Origin of the sequence: Actibacterium mucosum KCTC 23349 (assembly GCF_000647975.1) — a bacterium.
Lineage (GTDB): Bacteria > Pseudomonadota > Alphaproteobacteria > Rhodobacterales > Rhodobacteraceae > Actibacterium > Actibacterium mucosum.
This window is the reverse complement of the sequence record NZ_JFKE01000009.1, coordinates 65,205-80,807: the sequence shown is the minus strand read 5'-3', so window position 1 is coordinate 80,807 and position 15,603 is coordinate 65,205. Positions and strand designations below refer to the sequence as shown.

The 15,603-nt window shown below is 62.3% G+C and carries 11 protein-coding genes; 3 read left to right on the top strand and 8 right to left on the bottom strand.

From position 1 onward, the window contains the following. The first annotated feature begins 82 nt into the window (after positions 1–82). Entirely contained in the window at positions 83–3,523 is a 3,441-nt protein-coding gene (locus ACMU_RS16960; protein ID WP_035262006.1) for a pyruvate carboxylase, read from the top strand. Between the two features lie 149 nt (positions 3,524–3,672). Here the strand turns inward: ACMU_RS16960 and ACMU_RS16955 are convergent, their stop codons facing one another. From ACMU_RS16955 to ACMU_RS16925, 7 genes are read right to left on the bottom strand one after another with little or no spacing between them, the layout of a single operon-like run. After that, positions 3,673–4,851, bottom strand: coding sequence for a GAK system CofD-like protein (locus ACMU_RS16955; protein ID WP_035262004.1), 1,179 nt, complete (start codon positions 4,849–4,851; stop codon positions 3,673–3,675). 57 nt (positions 4,852–4,908) lie between these two features. Further along, complete coding sequence (locus ACMU_RS16950; protein ID WP_051588417.1) at positions 4,909–5,652, bottom strand: GntR family transcriptional regulator; 744 nt, start codon at positions 5,650–5,652, stop codon at positions 4,909–4,911. 28 nt (positions 5,653–5,680) lie between these two features. Beyond that, positions 5,681–7,450 carry a glycoside hydrolase family 2 protein gene (locus ACMU_RS16945; protein WP_035262002.1) on the bottom strand — a complete coding sequence of 590 codons (1,770 nt, stop codon included), beginning with the start codon at positions 7,448–7,450 and terminating at the stop codon, positions 5,681–5,683. 4 nt (positions 7,451–7,454) lie between these two features. Next, positions 7,455–8,522: a hypothetical protein gene (locus ACMU_RS16940; RefSeq protein WP_035261999.1), complete on the bottom strand. Its 1,068-nt coding sequence runs from the start codon at positions 8,520–8,522 to the stop codon at positions 7,455–7,457. Next, the gene (locus ACMU_RS16935) at positions 8,519–9,352 is read right to left on the bottom strand and encodes a carbohydrate ABC transporter permease (protein ID WP_035261997.1); all 834 of its coding nucleotides are present in this window, start codon (positions 9,350–9,352) and stop codon (positions 8,519–8,521) included. Before ACMU_RS16935 ends, ACMU_RS16940 begins: the two co-directional genes overlap by 4 nt. Next, on the bottom strand, positions 9,349–10,269 hold the full coding sequence (locus ACMU_RS16930) for a carbohydrate ABC transporter permease (protein ID WP_035261996.1): 921 nt from the start codon (positions 10,267–10,269) through the stop codon (positions 9,349–9,351). The genes ACMU_RS16935 and ACMU_RS16930 overlap by 4 nt, the downstream gene beginning before the upstream one ends. Positions 10,270–10,291: 22 nt before the next feature. Continuing rightward, positions 10,292–11,563: an ABC transporter substrate-binding protein gene (locus ACMU_RS16925; RefSeq protein ID WP_035261993.1), complete on the bottom strand. Its 1,272-nt coding sequence runs from the start codon at positions 11,561–11,563 to the stop codon at positions 10,292–10,294. A gap of 126 nt (positions 11,564–11,689) precedes the next feature. Here ACMU_RS16925 and uxaC point away from each other — a divergent pair, with 126 nt between their 5' ends. Together uxaC and ACMU_RS16915 are read left to right on the top strand one after the other, a co-directional pair. Next, positions 11,690–13,123 carry a glucuronate isomerase gene (gene uxaC / locus ACMU_RS16920; RefSeq protein WP_035261989.1) on the top strand — a complete coding sequence of 478 codons (1,434 nt, stop codon included), beginning with the start codon at positions 11,690–11,692 and terminating at the stop codon, positions 13,121–13,123. A gap of 1 nt (position 13,124) precedes the next feature. Further along, on the top strand, positions 13,125–14,183 hold the full coding sequence (locus ACMU_RS16915; protein WP_035261987.1) for an ABC transporter ATP-binding protein: 1,059 nt from the start codon (positions 13,125–13,127) through the stop codon (positions 14,181–14,183). A gap of 69 nt (positions 14,184–14,252) precedes the next feature. Here ACMU_RS16915 and ACMU_RS16910 read toward each other — a convergent pair whose 3' ends face one another. Further along, positions 14,253–15,461 (bottom strand): CobW family GTP-binding protein, encoded by a 1,209-nt coding sequence (locus ACMU_RS16910; protein ID WP_035261985.1) that lies wholly within the window; start codon positions 15,459–15,461, stop codon positions 14,253–14,255. Positions 15,462–15,603 lie beyond the last annotated feature (142 nt).

Below are 15,603 nucleotides of genomic sequence, written 5' to 3'. Positions count from 1 at the left end.
CCCCCATGCTACCCACTTCTGCGGTTGTTACGGTTTTGTAACCAACGTATCACTTGCTGCGCGTGCGAAATTGGGGAGCATCATGGCCGAATTCCAGAAAATTCTGATCGCCAACCGTGGGGAAATCGCCATCCGCGTCATGCGGGCTGCGAACGAGATGGGCAAGAAGACCGTCGCCGTTTATGCCGAGGAGGACAAGCTGGGCCTGCATCGGTTCAAGGCGGACGAGGCTTATCGGATTGGCGAAGGGCTGGGCCCGGTTGCCGCCTATCTGTCGATCGACGAGATCATCCGCGTGGCCAAGGAATGCGGCGCTGACGCGATCCACCCGGGCTATGGCCTGTTGTCGGAAAACCCGGATTTTGTCGATGCCTGCGCCGAAAACGGCATCACCTTCATTGGCCCCAAGGCCGAAACCATGCGCGCCCTGGGCGACAAGGCCAGCGCGCGGCGCGTGGCGATCGAGGCCGGCGTGCCAGTGATCCCCGCCACCGAGGTTCTGGGCGACGATATGGATGCGATCCGGGCCGAGGCGGCCGAGATCGGATACCCCCTGATGCTGAAGGCCAGCTGGGGCGGCGGCGGCCGCGGCATGCGCCCGATCATGGGCCCGGATGAGTTGGAGGAAAAGGTGCTGGAAGGCCGGCGCGAGGCCGAGGCGGCCTTTGGCAATGGCGAAGGTTACCTGGAAAAGATGATCATGCGCGCCCGCCATGTGGAGGTTCAGATCCTTGGCGACAGCATGGGCGATATCTATCATCTGTGGGAGCGCGACTGCTCGGTCCAGCGACGCAACCAGAAGGTCGTGGAACGCGCGCCTGCGCCGTACCTGACCGAAGAACAGCGGATTGAGCTGTGCGAGCTGGGCAAAAAGATCTGCGCCCATGTGAATTATGAATGCGCCGGCACCGTGGAATTCCTGATGGATATGGCCACCGGCAAGTTCTACTTCATCGAGGTCAACCCGCGCGTGCAGGTGGAACACACCGTGACCGAAGAGGTCACCGGCATCGACATCGTGCAGTCGCAGATCAAGATCGCCGAGGGCAAGAGCCTGGCCGAGGCCACTGGGGTTGCGGCGCAGGACGATATCAAGCTGCTGGCGCACGCGCTGCAATGCCGGGTGACAACCGAAGACCCGCGCAACAATTTCATCCCCGATTATGGCCGCATTCAGACCTATCGCAGCGCCACGGGCATGGGCATCCGCCTGGACGGCGGCACCGCTTATTCCGGCGCGGTGATCACGCGGTATTACGACAGCCTGCTGACCAAGGTCACCGCCAAGGCGCCCACGCCCGAGGCGGCGATTGCCCGGATGGACCGCGCCCTGCGCGAGTTCCGTATTCGCGGCGTGTCGACGAACATCGCCTTCGTGGAAAACCTGCTGAAGCACCCCACGTTTCTGAACAACGAATACCACACCAAGTTCATCGACGAGACGCCGTCGCTGTTTGACTTTAAACCGCGCCGCGACCGGGCCACGAAGATCCTGACCTATCTGGCCGATATCACCGTGAACGGCCACCCCGAGACCGAGGGTCGCGCCAAACCGTCCGCCGAGGCCAAGCCGCCGCGTTGTCCGGAACTGCGTGCCGAACCCGCGCCCGGCACCCGCACCCTGCTGGAGGCCGAGGGCCCGCAAGCCGTGGCCGACTGGATGGCGGCGCAGAAACAGCTGCTGATCACCGACACCACGATGCGCGACGGGCATCAATCGCTGCTGGCCACACGCATGCGGTCGATCGACATGATCAACGCGGCCCCGGCCTATGCGGCCAACCTGCCCGGCCTCTTCAGCGTCGAATGCTGGGGCGGCGCAACCTTTGACGTGGCCTATCGGTTCCTGCAGGAATGCCCGTGGCAGCGCCTGCGCGACCTGCGCGTGCGGATGCCTAACGTGATGACGCAGATGCTGCTGCGCGCCTCGAACGGGGTTGGTTACACCAACTATCCCGACAATGTGGTGCAGAGCTTTGTGGCGCAGGCGGCCGAGACCGGCGTTGATGTTTTCCGCGTGTTTGACAGCCTGAATTGGGTGGAGAACATGCGCGTCGCGATGGACGCGGTGGTTGAGGCCGGCAAGGTCTGCGAGGGCACGATCTGCTATACCGGCGACATTCTGGACCCGGCGCGGTCGAAATACGACCTGAAATACTATGTGGGCATGGGCCAGGCGCTGAAAGAGGCGGGCGCGCATGTGCTGGGCCTGAAAGACATGTCGGGTCTGTTGAAACCCACGCAGGCGGGCATGCTGGTCACCGCGCTGAAGGAGGAGGTCGGCCTGCCGATCCATTTCCACACCCACGACACCAGCGGCATCGCGGGTGCCACGATCCTGGCCGCCGCCGAGGCGGGCGTGGATGCGGTGGATACGGCGATGGACGCGTTCTCGGGCGGGACATCGCAGCCCTGCATGGGATCAATCGTCGAGGCGCTGCGCCATTCGGACCGCGACACCGGTCTGGACATCAAGGCGATCCGCGAGATCAGCGAGTATTGGGAAGCCGTGCGCGGCCAATACGCGGCGTTCGAAAGCGGGTTGGCGGCACCGGCATCCGAGGTGTATCTGCACGAGATGCCCGGCGGTCAGTTCACCAACCTGAAGGCGCAGGCGCGCAGCCTGGGGCTGGAGGAACGCTGGCACGAAGTGGCGCAGATGTATGCGGATGTGAACCAGATGTTCGGTGACATCGTGAAGGTGACCCCGTCGTCCAAGGTTGTGGGCGACATGGCGCTGATGATGGTCAGCCAGGGTCTGACCCGTGAAGATGTCGAGGATCCGGGCAAAGAGGTGTCCTTCCCCGACAGCGTGATCGACATGATGCGCGGCAATCTGGGCCAGCCGCCCGGTGGCTTCCCCGAAGGTATCGTGAACAAGGTTCTGAAGGGCGAGGCGCCGAACCTGGAACGCCCGGGCAAGCACTTGCCGCCGGTGGATCTGGAAAAAACCCGCGCCGAGGTCAGCGCCGAGCTGGAAGGGTTCGACGTGGATAACGAGGACCTGAACGGGTACCTGATGTATCCCAAGGTGTTCCTGGATTACATGGGCCGGCATCGGACCTATGGCCCGGTGCGCACCCTGCCGACCAAGAACTTCTTCTATGGAATGGAGCCGGGCGAAGAGATCACCGCCGAGATCGACCCCGGCAAGACGCTGGAAATTCGCATGCAGGCGCAGGGTGAAACCAACGATGTGGGCGAGGTGAAGGTCTTTTTCGAACTTAACGGCCAGCCGCGCATCGTGCGCGTGCCCGATCGCAAGTCAGCCGCGGCCACAGCAGCACAGCCCAAGGCCGAGGTGGGCAATGCCAACCATATCGGCGCGCCGATGCCGGGTGTTGTGGCCAGTATTGGCGTGACGGTCGGACAGAAGGTTTCCGAGGGGGACCTGCTGCTGACCATCGAGGCGATGAAAATGGAAACCGGCATCCATGCCGAGCGCGACGCCGTCATCAAGGCGGTGCACGTCAGCGCAGGCGGTCAGATCGATGCCAAGGACCTGTTGATCGAGCTGGAGTGATCCGGTTCTGCAACCAAAGAAATTGGGCGCCCCATCCGGGCGCCCTTTTTGGTTTGTCCGCGTGTCAACACCGTGCCCCCCCTGCACGGGCTCGCGCCCGGTTATGGCGTCGGTGCCCGGCACCAAATGCGGGTTGAACCACCGCCCCTTCAGGCACTCAGCGAGATCAGAATTTCGCACACGCGATCCGGCGCGTATTTGGTGCCGGTCTCATTGGCCAGCGGCAAATGAAGGCAGGGAATGCCGTGGCGCTTTGTTACTTCGGCCGCGGCACTTTGCGATACGGAGCGATCGCAAATGACGTGGCTGAGCAGCTTGTTGGCCGGCGCGTCCGTGTCTGTCTGCAATGGCGCAAGGATCGCGGCAACCTGGTCGGCCAGCGTATGGCCCAGCGCCTCGGGGTCGCGGCCCAGGCTGGGAAGGTAAACCTTGGGAACGTGCCGCGCCGCAATAGCAGCCCCCACCCCGGCAGGCAGAAGGTTCGCGATGACGCTGGAATAGAGGCTGCCGGGGGGATAGCAGATCAGATCAGCGGTTTCGATCAGGCGCTGGTTGCGTTCGGGCAGTTGCAATGCGGCAGCCGGCAGTTCGGCCGTGCCATCGGTGATAAAGGCGCGCGCAACAGGCGTTTCCAGAGGCGGAACCTCCTTGCCCGAGATCGCGCGTTGCCCAAGCACCCGCTGGCCATCTGACAGTTCCACCCCCAATTGCAGGTTTGCATCGACGACGGCCCGGACGGTCCCACGCACATCCACCATCTTGGACATAAGGAACAGGACGGGCTCGAGCGCGCGGTCGTGCATGATATAACCGCCGGCAAGGATCAGGTTGCCGATGCTGGCATTGCGATAGTTGAAATCGGCGGGAACGTGGGTTGCAAAGCTTTGCAGGAAAGTCTGGATAAGGCTGCGCATCGGGCGGGGAATGGCGGCGACCAGCGGGTGCTGCCCCGCAACCATCTGTGCGACCTGCGCGCGCAAAAGATCCTGCGCGCCATCCTTGGTTAAACGATGGGTAAACAGGGCGTAGATATCCGGCTGCCCCAGATCGGTTTCGTCCGCCAACGCCATCAGACGGCTGCGCAAATCCCCGACCGCGGGCATGTCAAACGCTTGCCGCAACACCTGGCTGCTGCCACCACTGTCAAAGGGCGTGATCAGGTGGATCGAGTTGAAGGTAAACCGCTTCAACTGCCGGGAAATGCTGTTCAGCGCGCTGCCGCCGCTGAAAAACAAGACGCGTGGGCCCAGATGCGGGGCGCTGAGCGCGCGCGCCACGCGCAGTGCATCCGGCAGCGCGGTGTCGCGTTCTATGCGGATGGTGGTCATGTTCTGGCTCGCCTGCGTTCTGCTTTTGCAATCAGGGTGCCGATTTGCCCGGTCAGGTCAAGCAGGTGCGACCTGTTCCGTGCCGGGGGTGCCCTCAAGTTCGACATATTCCGGTTTCAGCCGGTCCAGCTCGGCCAAAAGCACGTCGATGCGACGCAGATGCGTTTGCATGGCCACCGCCGCGCCGCTGACATCGCCTGCCTTGAGCGCGGCCAGAATTTGCGCGTGTTCGCCCACCGCGCGCCGCATGCTGGAGGACCGGTCCAGCGTCGCAATTCGCGCGCGGTCGACATGCAGCTTGCTGGGTTGCAGGAATTGCCAGACCGCCCCGCGCGAAGTGGCCTCGAACAGCGCCTGATGGAACCCCTCGTCCAGATCGTGAAACCGGGCGGGGTCGTCTTCGGTGCAGGCGCGGGTCTGATGTTCGATCAGGTCGGCAAAAAGCGACATCTGCGCGTCCGTGATCGACGCCGCGAGGTCGCGAATGTTGGCCTCTTCGACCGATTGGCGTACAAAGGCCCCCTCGCGCACCAGCCGGGCCGAGATTGGCGTGACATAGTTGCCTGATTGCGGCACGCGGTTGATCAGGTGCTGCGTTTCAAGCAGGCGGATCGCCTCGCGGACATGGGCGCGGCTGACACCATAAGCTTCGGCCACGGCGGTCTCGGATACGGCATCGTTGGGGCGCAGCCGCAGGTGAACGATATGGGCGCACAGGTGATCGGCCAGCGCCTCGCCCACGGATGCGGCACGGGGCAAACTGGCCAGATCGAAACCTTCGGCCAGCGCCGCGTTGAACAACTGCTTGGTGCGTCCTGAAACCAGTGCCCTACCCCTCCGTTTCGTTCAGCCGCGCGTAGAAGTCGCGCAGCGTGTGAAAGACCTGCTTATAGGTCGTTTTGTCGTCGGCAATCAAACCTTTGCGGTTCCACCCCCGTTGCGCGCCATTCTGCCTGCGGGCCGAGCGGAAGTCATAAAGAAGCCACGGCACAAAGCCTGCGACAGCATCGTGGCCTTCCACTGTAGCGATCTGGTTTTGGTAATAACGCACCCCGAAGGCCTCGGAATTGGCCGCATCCGCCGGGCCCTGATCCCCAGCCAGCACATCGCACCCGGTCTCCGAGATCACCAGCGGTTTGTTCAGATCGTACTGGTCCAGAATGCGGCGCAGATCGTTGATATTGTCGTCGTACCAGCCGAAGTATTGGTTGATGCCCACCACGTCGATCACCTGCGCCAGCCGGTCCTGCATGGTCAGCGTGTCCTGGTTAAACAGGCACGCCGCCGCCAGAGGGCGCGAGGGGTCCAGCCGCCGCGCCAGGGCCGCCAGATCGGCCAGGAACGCGTTGCGCGGCGGGGTGTCGGCGGTCTCGTTCGCAAGGCCCCACAAGATCACGCTGGCGCGGTTGCGGTCGCGGCGGACCAGCTCGGCCAGCTGGTTCTGCGCATCGGCGCGGGTGCCGGGATCGTCAAAGCGGATCGACCAATAGGCCGGGATCTCGGCCCACAGCATCAGGCCTTCCTCATCGGCGATCCGCGCCACATCCGTGTGATGCGGGTAATGCGCCAGCCGCAGGAAATTGGCCCCCAGTTCGCGCGCATGGCGGAACCGGCGGCGGATATCCTCGGGCGAGGTGACGCGGCCGGTTTCCGCGTCATCCTCGTGCACGCAGACCCCTTTTAGAAAGGTCGGCTGGCCATTGATCAGCACCCGGTTGCCCGAGGTTTCGATATGGCGAAAGCCAATGCGGTCATGCAGTGTGTCAGTGCCCGCCGTGACGGTCACGTCATGCAAAAACGGATCGTCCGGCGACCAAAGGCGCGGTTTCGCGGCCACGCGCAGCTGCCCCTGCCCGCCCGTCAGTGGCACCTCGGCCGACAGGTTCAGCGCCGGGATATCCACCTGCGCGAAGGATAGGCCGGCGGTGGTGTCCACATCCACCACCACATCGTCCCCGTCCAGCCGGGCAAAGACGTCGCGGATGTGTTCGGCCGGCAGGTCATACAGCGCGATGTCGCGATGCAGCCCGCCGTAATGAAGCCAGTCGAAATGATGGCTGGGCAGACGGTCGGGCTGGCGGTGGTTTTCGACGTGTATCAAGACCATCGTGCGCCCCTGCACGTGGTCCGAAATATCCACGCTGAACGGCGTTGATCCGCCCAGATGCCGGCCAATAAACCGCCCGCCCACAAAGACCCGCGCGCAGTAATTCGCGGCACCGATATGCAGGATCAGCCGGTTGTCGGGCGCGGTGCGGATATCGTCGATCTGCCGGGCAAACCACACCCCGCCCTCGAAGTGAAACAGCTCAGGCGCAAACAGGTTCCACACGCCGGGCAGCGTGCAGGTTTCGGCCTGATAGGGGTTCCAGTCATGGGCGCGCGGCACCGTGTCGGCACCGTATTCGAACCAGCGCTGACGGAACCCGGTGTCAAAGGGATCAATGGCAAAGCCCCAATCACCGTTCAGCGCGTACCCCTGCCGGTTGGTGACGTTCAGCCATGTGTCTGCGGTGATATGCGGGGTCTGAAACGCGTTCAGGTAATCCTCGTCATGCAGAAATGTCACCGCGTTGCCGGCCAGATCGCTTTTCTCCATACCGCTACCCGTGCCTGAAATAGCCAAGGCCCACCATCGGCCGGAAATTCCAGCTGTGGTCGGCGGGGTTCAGAACGCGGGCGATCATGGCCAGCGCGATCCATCGAAAGAAGGTGGCGAAGCCGCAGGATATCCCCTGTGGTTCGGTATAGCCGTTGACCCAGCCGTCAAAGCGGCGTGTGCCCGTTGTTTCGTCGGCAAACCCGCCATCGGCGTTCTGGAAATCCAGCAACGCGTGGGCCAGTGTGGTCAGCCACCCCGCGATCTCGTCGCGCCGGTGGTTGATCAGGACATGCGCATTGGCCAGGATGTCGACCAGATCGGCGTCGATACAGGCCGAGACGACATGCGGCGGCTGGCTCAGGCAATAGTCCACAGCCTTGTCCAGATGCGGCACCGGGCGGTCCGCGGCAAAGAACAGGTGGTAATTGTGGCAGGCGCCCGCCATCGCGTGCAGGCGGCCCAGATCGGTATCCTGCCCATTGCCCCAAAAGCCTGTGTCGGGGTTCACATGGTCAACGTGCCAGTCCAGCAGCCAGTTCAGCGCCGCGTCGGCGCCAGCCAGCCGCAGGAAACTGCCCAGATTGACGATGTTGTTGCCCTCTTGCCAGGGATCGTCCCAATCGCGGCCCGCCATCCAGTTTTGCAGCACCGCCACATCCGCATAGGGTCGCGCGGTGTCAGGAGGTGTCACCGCGCGGCCCAGCGCCTGCAGGCCGCCCAACGTGTAATTGGTGATATGACCTTGCAGGTAAAACCGTGTCTCGACCGGGTCGTCCTTCTTGAACGTATCTTCGGGGGCCATGCCGTGCAGCCACCAGGTGCCGTCGGGCTGCCGCTGGGCCGCGATCCAGTTGGCCATGGCGGGCGCATCGGGCAAAGGCGCACCGATCAGCCGGGCCAGCATCGCGATATTATAGGTACCCGGCAGCGCCATGCCGGGCCAGGCCTCCAGATCACAGGCCGCGCTTTCACGAAACACCGGCGCCCCGCCAAGCCGGGCGCGGCTGGTCGCGATCCACTCGATACTGCGGGTGCGGGCGGCCTGAATACGGTCTATCAGGTCGCTCATCCCTTGACCGCCCCTGAGATCATCCCCTCGATCACGTATTTCTGTGTTGCCAGATAAACGAGGATCACCGGCAGGGTCGTCAGCGTGGCCAAGGCCATGATCCCCTGAAAGTTCACGCCCAGTTCCGAGTTCAGCGACAACAACGCCACCGGCAACGTATAGGTATCGGTAGAGCGCGAGATCACCAGGATCGGGAACCACTGCGCCCAGTTCAAAAGGATGGTGATCAGCGTCACAGTCACCACCACGGGCCGCGCCATCGGGGCCACGACGCGGAACAGGATGCGCGTCTCGCTGGCGCGATCCATACGCGCGGCCTCGATCACCTCGCGCGGGATCGACCGGAAAAACTGTTCAAACAGGAAAAACTGGATCGGGCCCACGCTGAGAAACAGGATAATCCCCGTGACCGTGCCCAAAAGGCCCAGCTTGAACATCACCAGATAGACCGGCATCACCAGCAGCATATAGGGGTACATGATCACCAGCAGGAACCCCACGCGCAGCAGGCCAAAGCCCGGCAATTTCGGCGCGCGGTAAAGCGCATAGGCCCCGAACCCCGTGCTCAGCAACGTGATGACGGTCGAGGCCAGCGTGATCCACAGCGAGTTCCACACATAGGTGCCCAGCCCCACCCCCGACATCACCGCGATATCGCGATAGGCTTTGAACGACAGGCTGTCGGGGATCAGCTGCAGGGGTTCGGTCAAAATCGCTTCGGTCGATTTGAACGAGGCCGAGATCATCCACAGATACGGGAACACAAAAAACGCCGACACGGCGATGGCCAGGCCATAGGCCGCAATGCGCAGGGCGGTGTCGCGGCTCATCGCCAATCCCTCCGCTGGTTGTACCAGTACAGCGCGAAGGCCAGCACCATGATGACCGAGAACAGGATCGTCGCCATGGCCGTCGCGGTGCCGTATTGCGCCTGATCGAACTGGCGATAAGCGTAGTACGAGACAAAATTGGTCGCTGTGCCCGGCCCGCCCTTGGTGATCACCACAACCACCGTGAAGGTCTTAAGGAACTGGATCAGCGCATAGATAGAGTTGATGGTGATCGCCGGGCGCAGCTGCGGCAGGGTCACGCGGGTGAACTTGCGCCAGAACCCGGCCTTGTCCAGATGCGCGGCCTCGTCCAGCGTGCGGTCCAGCATGGCGAAATTGGCCAGAAAGATCACGACATAAAAGCCGACATGATACCACATCTCGGCGATCAGGATGGCCAGCGTCACGGTGGAAACCTGTGACACGCCACCAAACTCCGGCAGGCCCAGCGCCGTCAGCGCCGCGTTAACCGCGCCGAAATCGCCCGAATACATCCATTTCCACACGATATAGCCCGCCACATCGGGCGTCACGACCGGCAGAAAGCAGCACAGCTTGAATATCCACGCCCCGCGCGACAACAGGACCGAGCTGAGGAACATCGCGTAAAACAGCGCGATCACAAGGTTCAGCACCACCGCCAGCACTGTATAGCGCAGCGTCAGCCAGGCGGATTTGGTGAAAACCGGGTCACCGAATACCTCGATGTAATTGGCAAAGCCCACATAGGTCGGCTGGGGGCTGAGCGCGGTATAGCTTTCGGTGAACGAGGTCTGGATCGACAGCGCGATGGGCCACAGGCCCATCACGATGGTCAGCGCGGCAAATGGCGCCGCAAACAGGTAAAACGTGGCGTTTTCGCCCAGCCAGCGCCGGGCGAGAACGGAAACGGACGGGGCATTTGCACGCGTCGTCATGAATGTACCCCGTCCGGTCCTTTTATTTCAGCGAGTCGCGTTTGGCGCGCATCCGCTCGGCCAGCGCGTCCACATAGGCGCCCCAGTCATCCTGCGGATCCACCAGAACCTCCAGCAGCTCGCGGTGGAAATCGGCCTCAAGCTCGGGATAGAAGGCATGCACCGATTCCGGGAAGTCATAGGCGTTCAGGTTATGCGCAGGCTGCGCAAAAACCAACCGACGCTCGGACAGACCGTCCAACGCAAAGTCCCCCCGCACCGCGGCGCCGACATTGTTCAGCGACGCCTGCTGTGCCTCGACGCTCAGCAGGAACTTGGCAAACTCGATCGCCATGTCCTTGTTGGGCGCGTTGTCCGGCACGGCCACGCCGCGCATGCCGCCGATCACCACCGCATTGTCGACATCGTCGAAATGCTGCGGCCATTCGCCAACAAGGAAGTCCCCGTTCAGCACATCCGCGCCGTCCCATTTCTTGACGTTCCAGTCACCGACGCGGAACATCCCGGCGCGGCCGCCCTCGATCACCTGATACATTTCCGGGAACGAGTGGGTCACGGTATCCGGCGAAACATAGCCGTAATCGGTGAAGGTTTTCAGGAACTCGACCAGCACCTGTTTGTGCTTGGGCTCGTCAATCACGATCTCGCCGGCCCCGTCGATCAGCGTGTGCCGCAAGCCCGCGCCAAAGGTATAAAGGTCCAGCATGTGGATCAGGTCGCGCGGGTTTGCAGCCTCCAGCGCCAGGCCATAGGTGTCGTCCTTACCGTTGCCATCAGGGTCTTCGGCGATGAACTTGGCCGACACGCGCTGCACGTCTTCCCATGTCTCGGGGAAGTCCTCGCCCACGGCCTCCAGCCACGATTTCCGCGCGCCAAAACCCATCTGAACGCGCTGCACCGGCAGGATGATCATATTGCCATCGTACCGCGCCACGTTCAGGTCCGCCTCGGACAGAAAGCCCGTGTCGGCCATGCCGGCAAAGACATCCGAAAGATCCATCACCTTGCCGGTCTGATCCACCACGCGGATCACACGCTCGTAGTTGTTGTACAACAGGTCCGGCGCGGTGTTGGTGTTCAGCGCCGCGATCGATTTACCGTACCACTGATCGGTGGGGAACGAGACCGATTTCACGGTCACATCGGGGTGCATCTTCTTGAATGCCTCACCCGCTTCGGCAAACCAATTGATGCCGTTATCGCCAAGATCGTGCCAGATTACCAATTCTTCGGCCATCGCCATCGACCCGCCTAGGGCCAATGTCGTTCCGGCCAGCAATGCCTTGAGTTTCATCCCTTTCCTCCCTGGATGCTTTGCAAGCGCGCACCCCGGTTTGAACCCGAGTCGTTCTGCGCTCGAATTAACTTGTAAACTAGTTAAACAGTATTTACAAGTAAGACATCTCCAAGGAGCGCCCGCATGACACAACCGCTGACATTGCACCCTGACCGATTGCTGCCAGACACGCCGTCGCGGCGCGCCATTGCGCGCGAATTGCTGGACGGGATCGAGGCGCTGCCAATCTACAGCCCACACGGCCATGTGCCGGTGGAATGGTTCGATGCCGATTTCAGGTTTGGCAATGCCGCGGACTTGCTGCTGACACCGGATCACTATTTGCTGCGCATGCTGGCAAGCCAGGGCCACCGGTACGAGGATCTGGGCGTATCCGGCGCAGGCTCGGCCGGGATTGCCGCCCCGCGTGAGGCATTTCGCACGCTTGCCGCGAATTACCACCTGTATCTGGGCACTCCCAGCCGCACCTGGCTGGACCACGCGCTGTCCTCTGTTTTGTCCGTCGAACAACGGCTAAGCGCCGAGACCGCCGATGCCATATTCGACCAGGTCACCGAAACCGTCGCCACGCCCGAGTTTGCGCCCCGTGCACTGCTGGGGCGGTTTGGAGTGCGCGTGCTGTCCACGACCGATTCTGCGGTCGACGACCTGTCACGGCACCACCGGCTGGCCAAAGAGCTGGCCGGACAATGCCGCGTCATCCCCACCTTCCGCCCGGATTCAGTCACCAATCCCGAACATCCAGACTTCGCACGCGACATTGCCCGGCTGGGCGAACAAACGGGGCAGAACTTGTCAGATTGGGCCAGCTATCTGGAGGCCCTGCGACAGCGCCGCGCGGCCTTCATTGCGGCCGGGGCCACTGCAACGGATCACGGGTTTGACACGCCGCACACGTTGACTCTGCCCATGGCCGACTGCCAAACCCTGCTGGACGCGGCGCTATCGGGCCGGGCCACCAAAGATCAGGCCGCGCAGTTCCGCGCACAGATGCTGACCGAGATGGCAAGGATGAGCGCCGATGACGGGCTGGTCATGCAAATCCACGCCGGGTCTTGGCGCAATTACGCCCCCGATATTCAGAGCCGGTTCGGACAGGATATGGGCTATGACATACCGCGGCCGCTTAACTGGGCGGCGGGCTTGAAACCGATGCTGGATGAGCTGGGCTTTCACCCCAATCTTCGTATCATCCTGTATACACTGGACGAATCCGGCTACGGGCGCGAGCTTGCGCCGCTTGCGGGTGCCTTCCCCACTCTGCGCCTTGGCGCGCCCTGGTGGTTCTTTGACAGCCCCGCAGGCATGGCCCGGCAATTCGACCAGGTGGTGGAAACCGCTGGCTTCCACAACCTCGCGGGCTTTGTGGACGACACGCGTGCGCTGTTGTCGATCCCTGCACGACACGATGTTTATCGCCGGTCCGTGGCGGCGTTCCTTTCACAGCAGGTTGGCGAACACCAGATGGGCATGCAGGATGCCCATGCGGTGGCCCGTGCGCTGGCGGTGGAACTGGTGCAGGACAGTTATCGCCTGAACAACACGAACGAGGGCTGACATGGCCGAGCTGGAATTGATTGCACTGAACAAGTCCTTTGGTCCGACCGAGGTCATTCGCGACGTAAACGTGACCGCCAAGGATGGCGAGTTCGTGGTGCTGGTGGGCCCTTCGGGCTGCGGAAAATCCACCCTGTTGCGCTTGATCGCAGGGTTGGAGAAAGTCAGCGATGGCACCATTCTGATCGATGGCCAGGACGTCACACATGACAGCGACCGCGACCTGGCAATGGTGTTCCAAAGCTATGCGCTGTACCCGCATATGACCGTCGCCGAAAACATGTCTTTTGCCTTGGAAAACATGAAGATAGCCAAGGACGAAATTCAGCGGCGCGTGGCCGAGGCAGCCAAGTTGTTGCAGATCGACATGCTGCTGGATCGCCGCCCCAAGGCGCTGTCTGGCGGCCAGCGGCAGCGTGTTGCGATCGGCCGCGCCATTGTTCGCGATCCCAAGATTTTCCTGTTCGACGAACCGCTTTCCAATCTGGATGCCGAGCTGCGGGTTTCGATGCGCAAGGAATTGGCGCGGTTGCATGCCAAGATTGGGGGGACGATGATCTATGTCACCCATGACCAGGTTGAGGCGATGACGCTGGCAGACCGGATCGTGGTGCTGCGCGCCGGAAGGGTGGAGCAGATCGGCACACCGATGGATCTGTACCTGAACCCCGTCAACAAGTTCGTTGCCGGGTTTATCGGCTCGCCCATGATGAACTTTCTGCCGGTCACAACCTCGGGGACGGGACTGGAACTGCCAGACACATCCACCTTCCAACCCCCTGAAAACATAGATGTTTCAAAGGTGACCGAGGTCGGGATCCGCCCCGATCACCTGACCCTGACAACCGCCGGCGCGGGGTTGATGGATATCCGCGTAACTCTGACCGAGGAGCTGGGCGGCGAGACCTATATCTATGGCGAGACACCGGGCGTGGACGAGCTGCGCGTGCGATTGCCCGGCATTCGCAAGGTGGCGCGGGGGGATCTGGTGGGGGTCGAAACCGCGGCCGAGCACCTGCATTTCTTTGACGGAGACATCGCCCTGCCCCGCAACGGCTGACCAAAAACTTTAACGGGGTTGTTAAAGTTTCCACCCCGCCAACGCCCCTAAGTTTAAACTCTGCAGCCCCTAGGACTTCAGCGTTGTGACGGTTTGGGGCCACGGGTCGGCGAAGGCTTCCCCGGCCTTCCACGCCGCAATCTCTGCATCGTCACAAAAACAGGTTTGCAGGGCGTCGACGAAGGCGTCCAGTTCGGCCTCGTTCCCAATCACGGTAAGCTGGCAGCGGCGGTCCCCAAAATCGGGGTCGGCCTGGGCCAGTTTGGCCTGCATCACTTCCTTCTCCTGCTCTGACAGGTTCAGGCTTTCATCCTGTAGGGCGCTGACCTTCCAGTAGTTCAGAATCTCAAGCCCGACACTGCCGCCGGTCTGGTTCCACAGCAGCACAAGGTTGTCGCGGCTGGGCAGCCAGAAAAAGCCCTTGCTGCGGTAAATCCCGATGCCAAGGAACTTGTTATACACGTCCCAAAGGCGTTGCGGGTGAAAGGGTCGCGGGTCGCGCAGGACACGGCTGCCGATCTTGTAGCTTTCCGGGTGTGCCATGGTATCGGTGCCATGGTCGGCGTCCCATTGTGTCAGCTCATCCCCCAGCGTCTGCACCCGCGCAAAGTCGTATTCGGGCAGCGACAACACGTTCTCTAACCTCAGGTTGCCCCATTGCATCGCGGCGATGTCGGCAAAGGGGTTCAGCGGGTGGATCGCCTGCGCCACGTGCTGCGGCACCTCGGGCCCCACCTTGTCGACCTTGCTGAGCAGGATGCGGCTGGCAAACATGATCTGTTCAGCCAGCAGGTTCTCGACACCCCTGCGGCCCGCCTGCAAATGGGCGCTGGCGCGCGGGTGGATGGCGCGGCCAAAATCGTGGTCCTGAGCCAGAACAACAGTGTCGACCAGCGACAGGAAACCGCGCAATTGCAGGGTTTGCATATCCCGAATGGCCTGCAAAAGAGGCCAGGGATGGGTGCTGCCGGATGTTTCGATCAGCAAATGCGTGACCTGCCCGTCGGCAAGCACTTTGCGCACGGCGTCAAGAAACTGTGGCAACCCGTCCCGGCTGCTGATGCTGCCACCCGGGATTGACGCGAAGTGCGGGCTGTGGCGCGAGATCACCTCGGTTGTGTCCAGAACCGATCCGTCGATGTCCAGCGTGCTCATCTCGTTGACGATGACGCCAAGGGTCACGCCCTGCGCCGCGCGCGCTTGGGCCAGAAGGCTTTGCATCAGGGTGGTTTTCCCGGCGCCAAGAAAGCCGTTCAGGATCGTTGTGGGTATCGCCATAGACGGGCCTTGGGTTCAAGCAAAAGGGTGTGGTTGACGCGTAAGTCGCTTGCGCAACAGGTGGAAGTCAACAGGTGACGTATACAGGTGGCCCAGGCGCGGCGGCGTTTCGTGGCCATTGCCTTTTGGTGTGGCGTGGTCA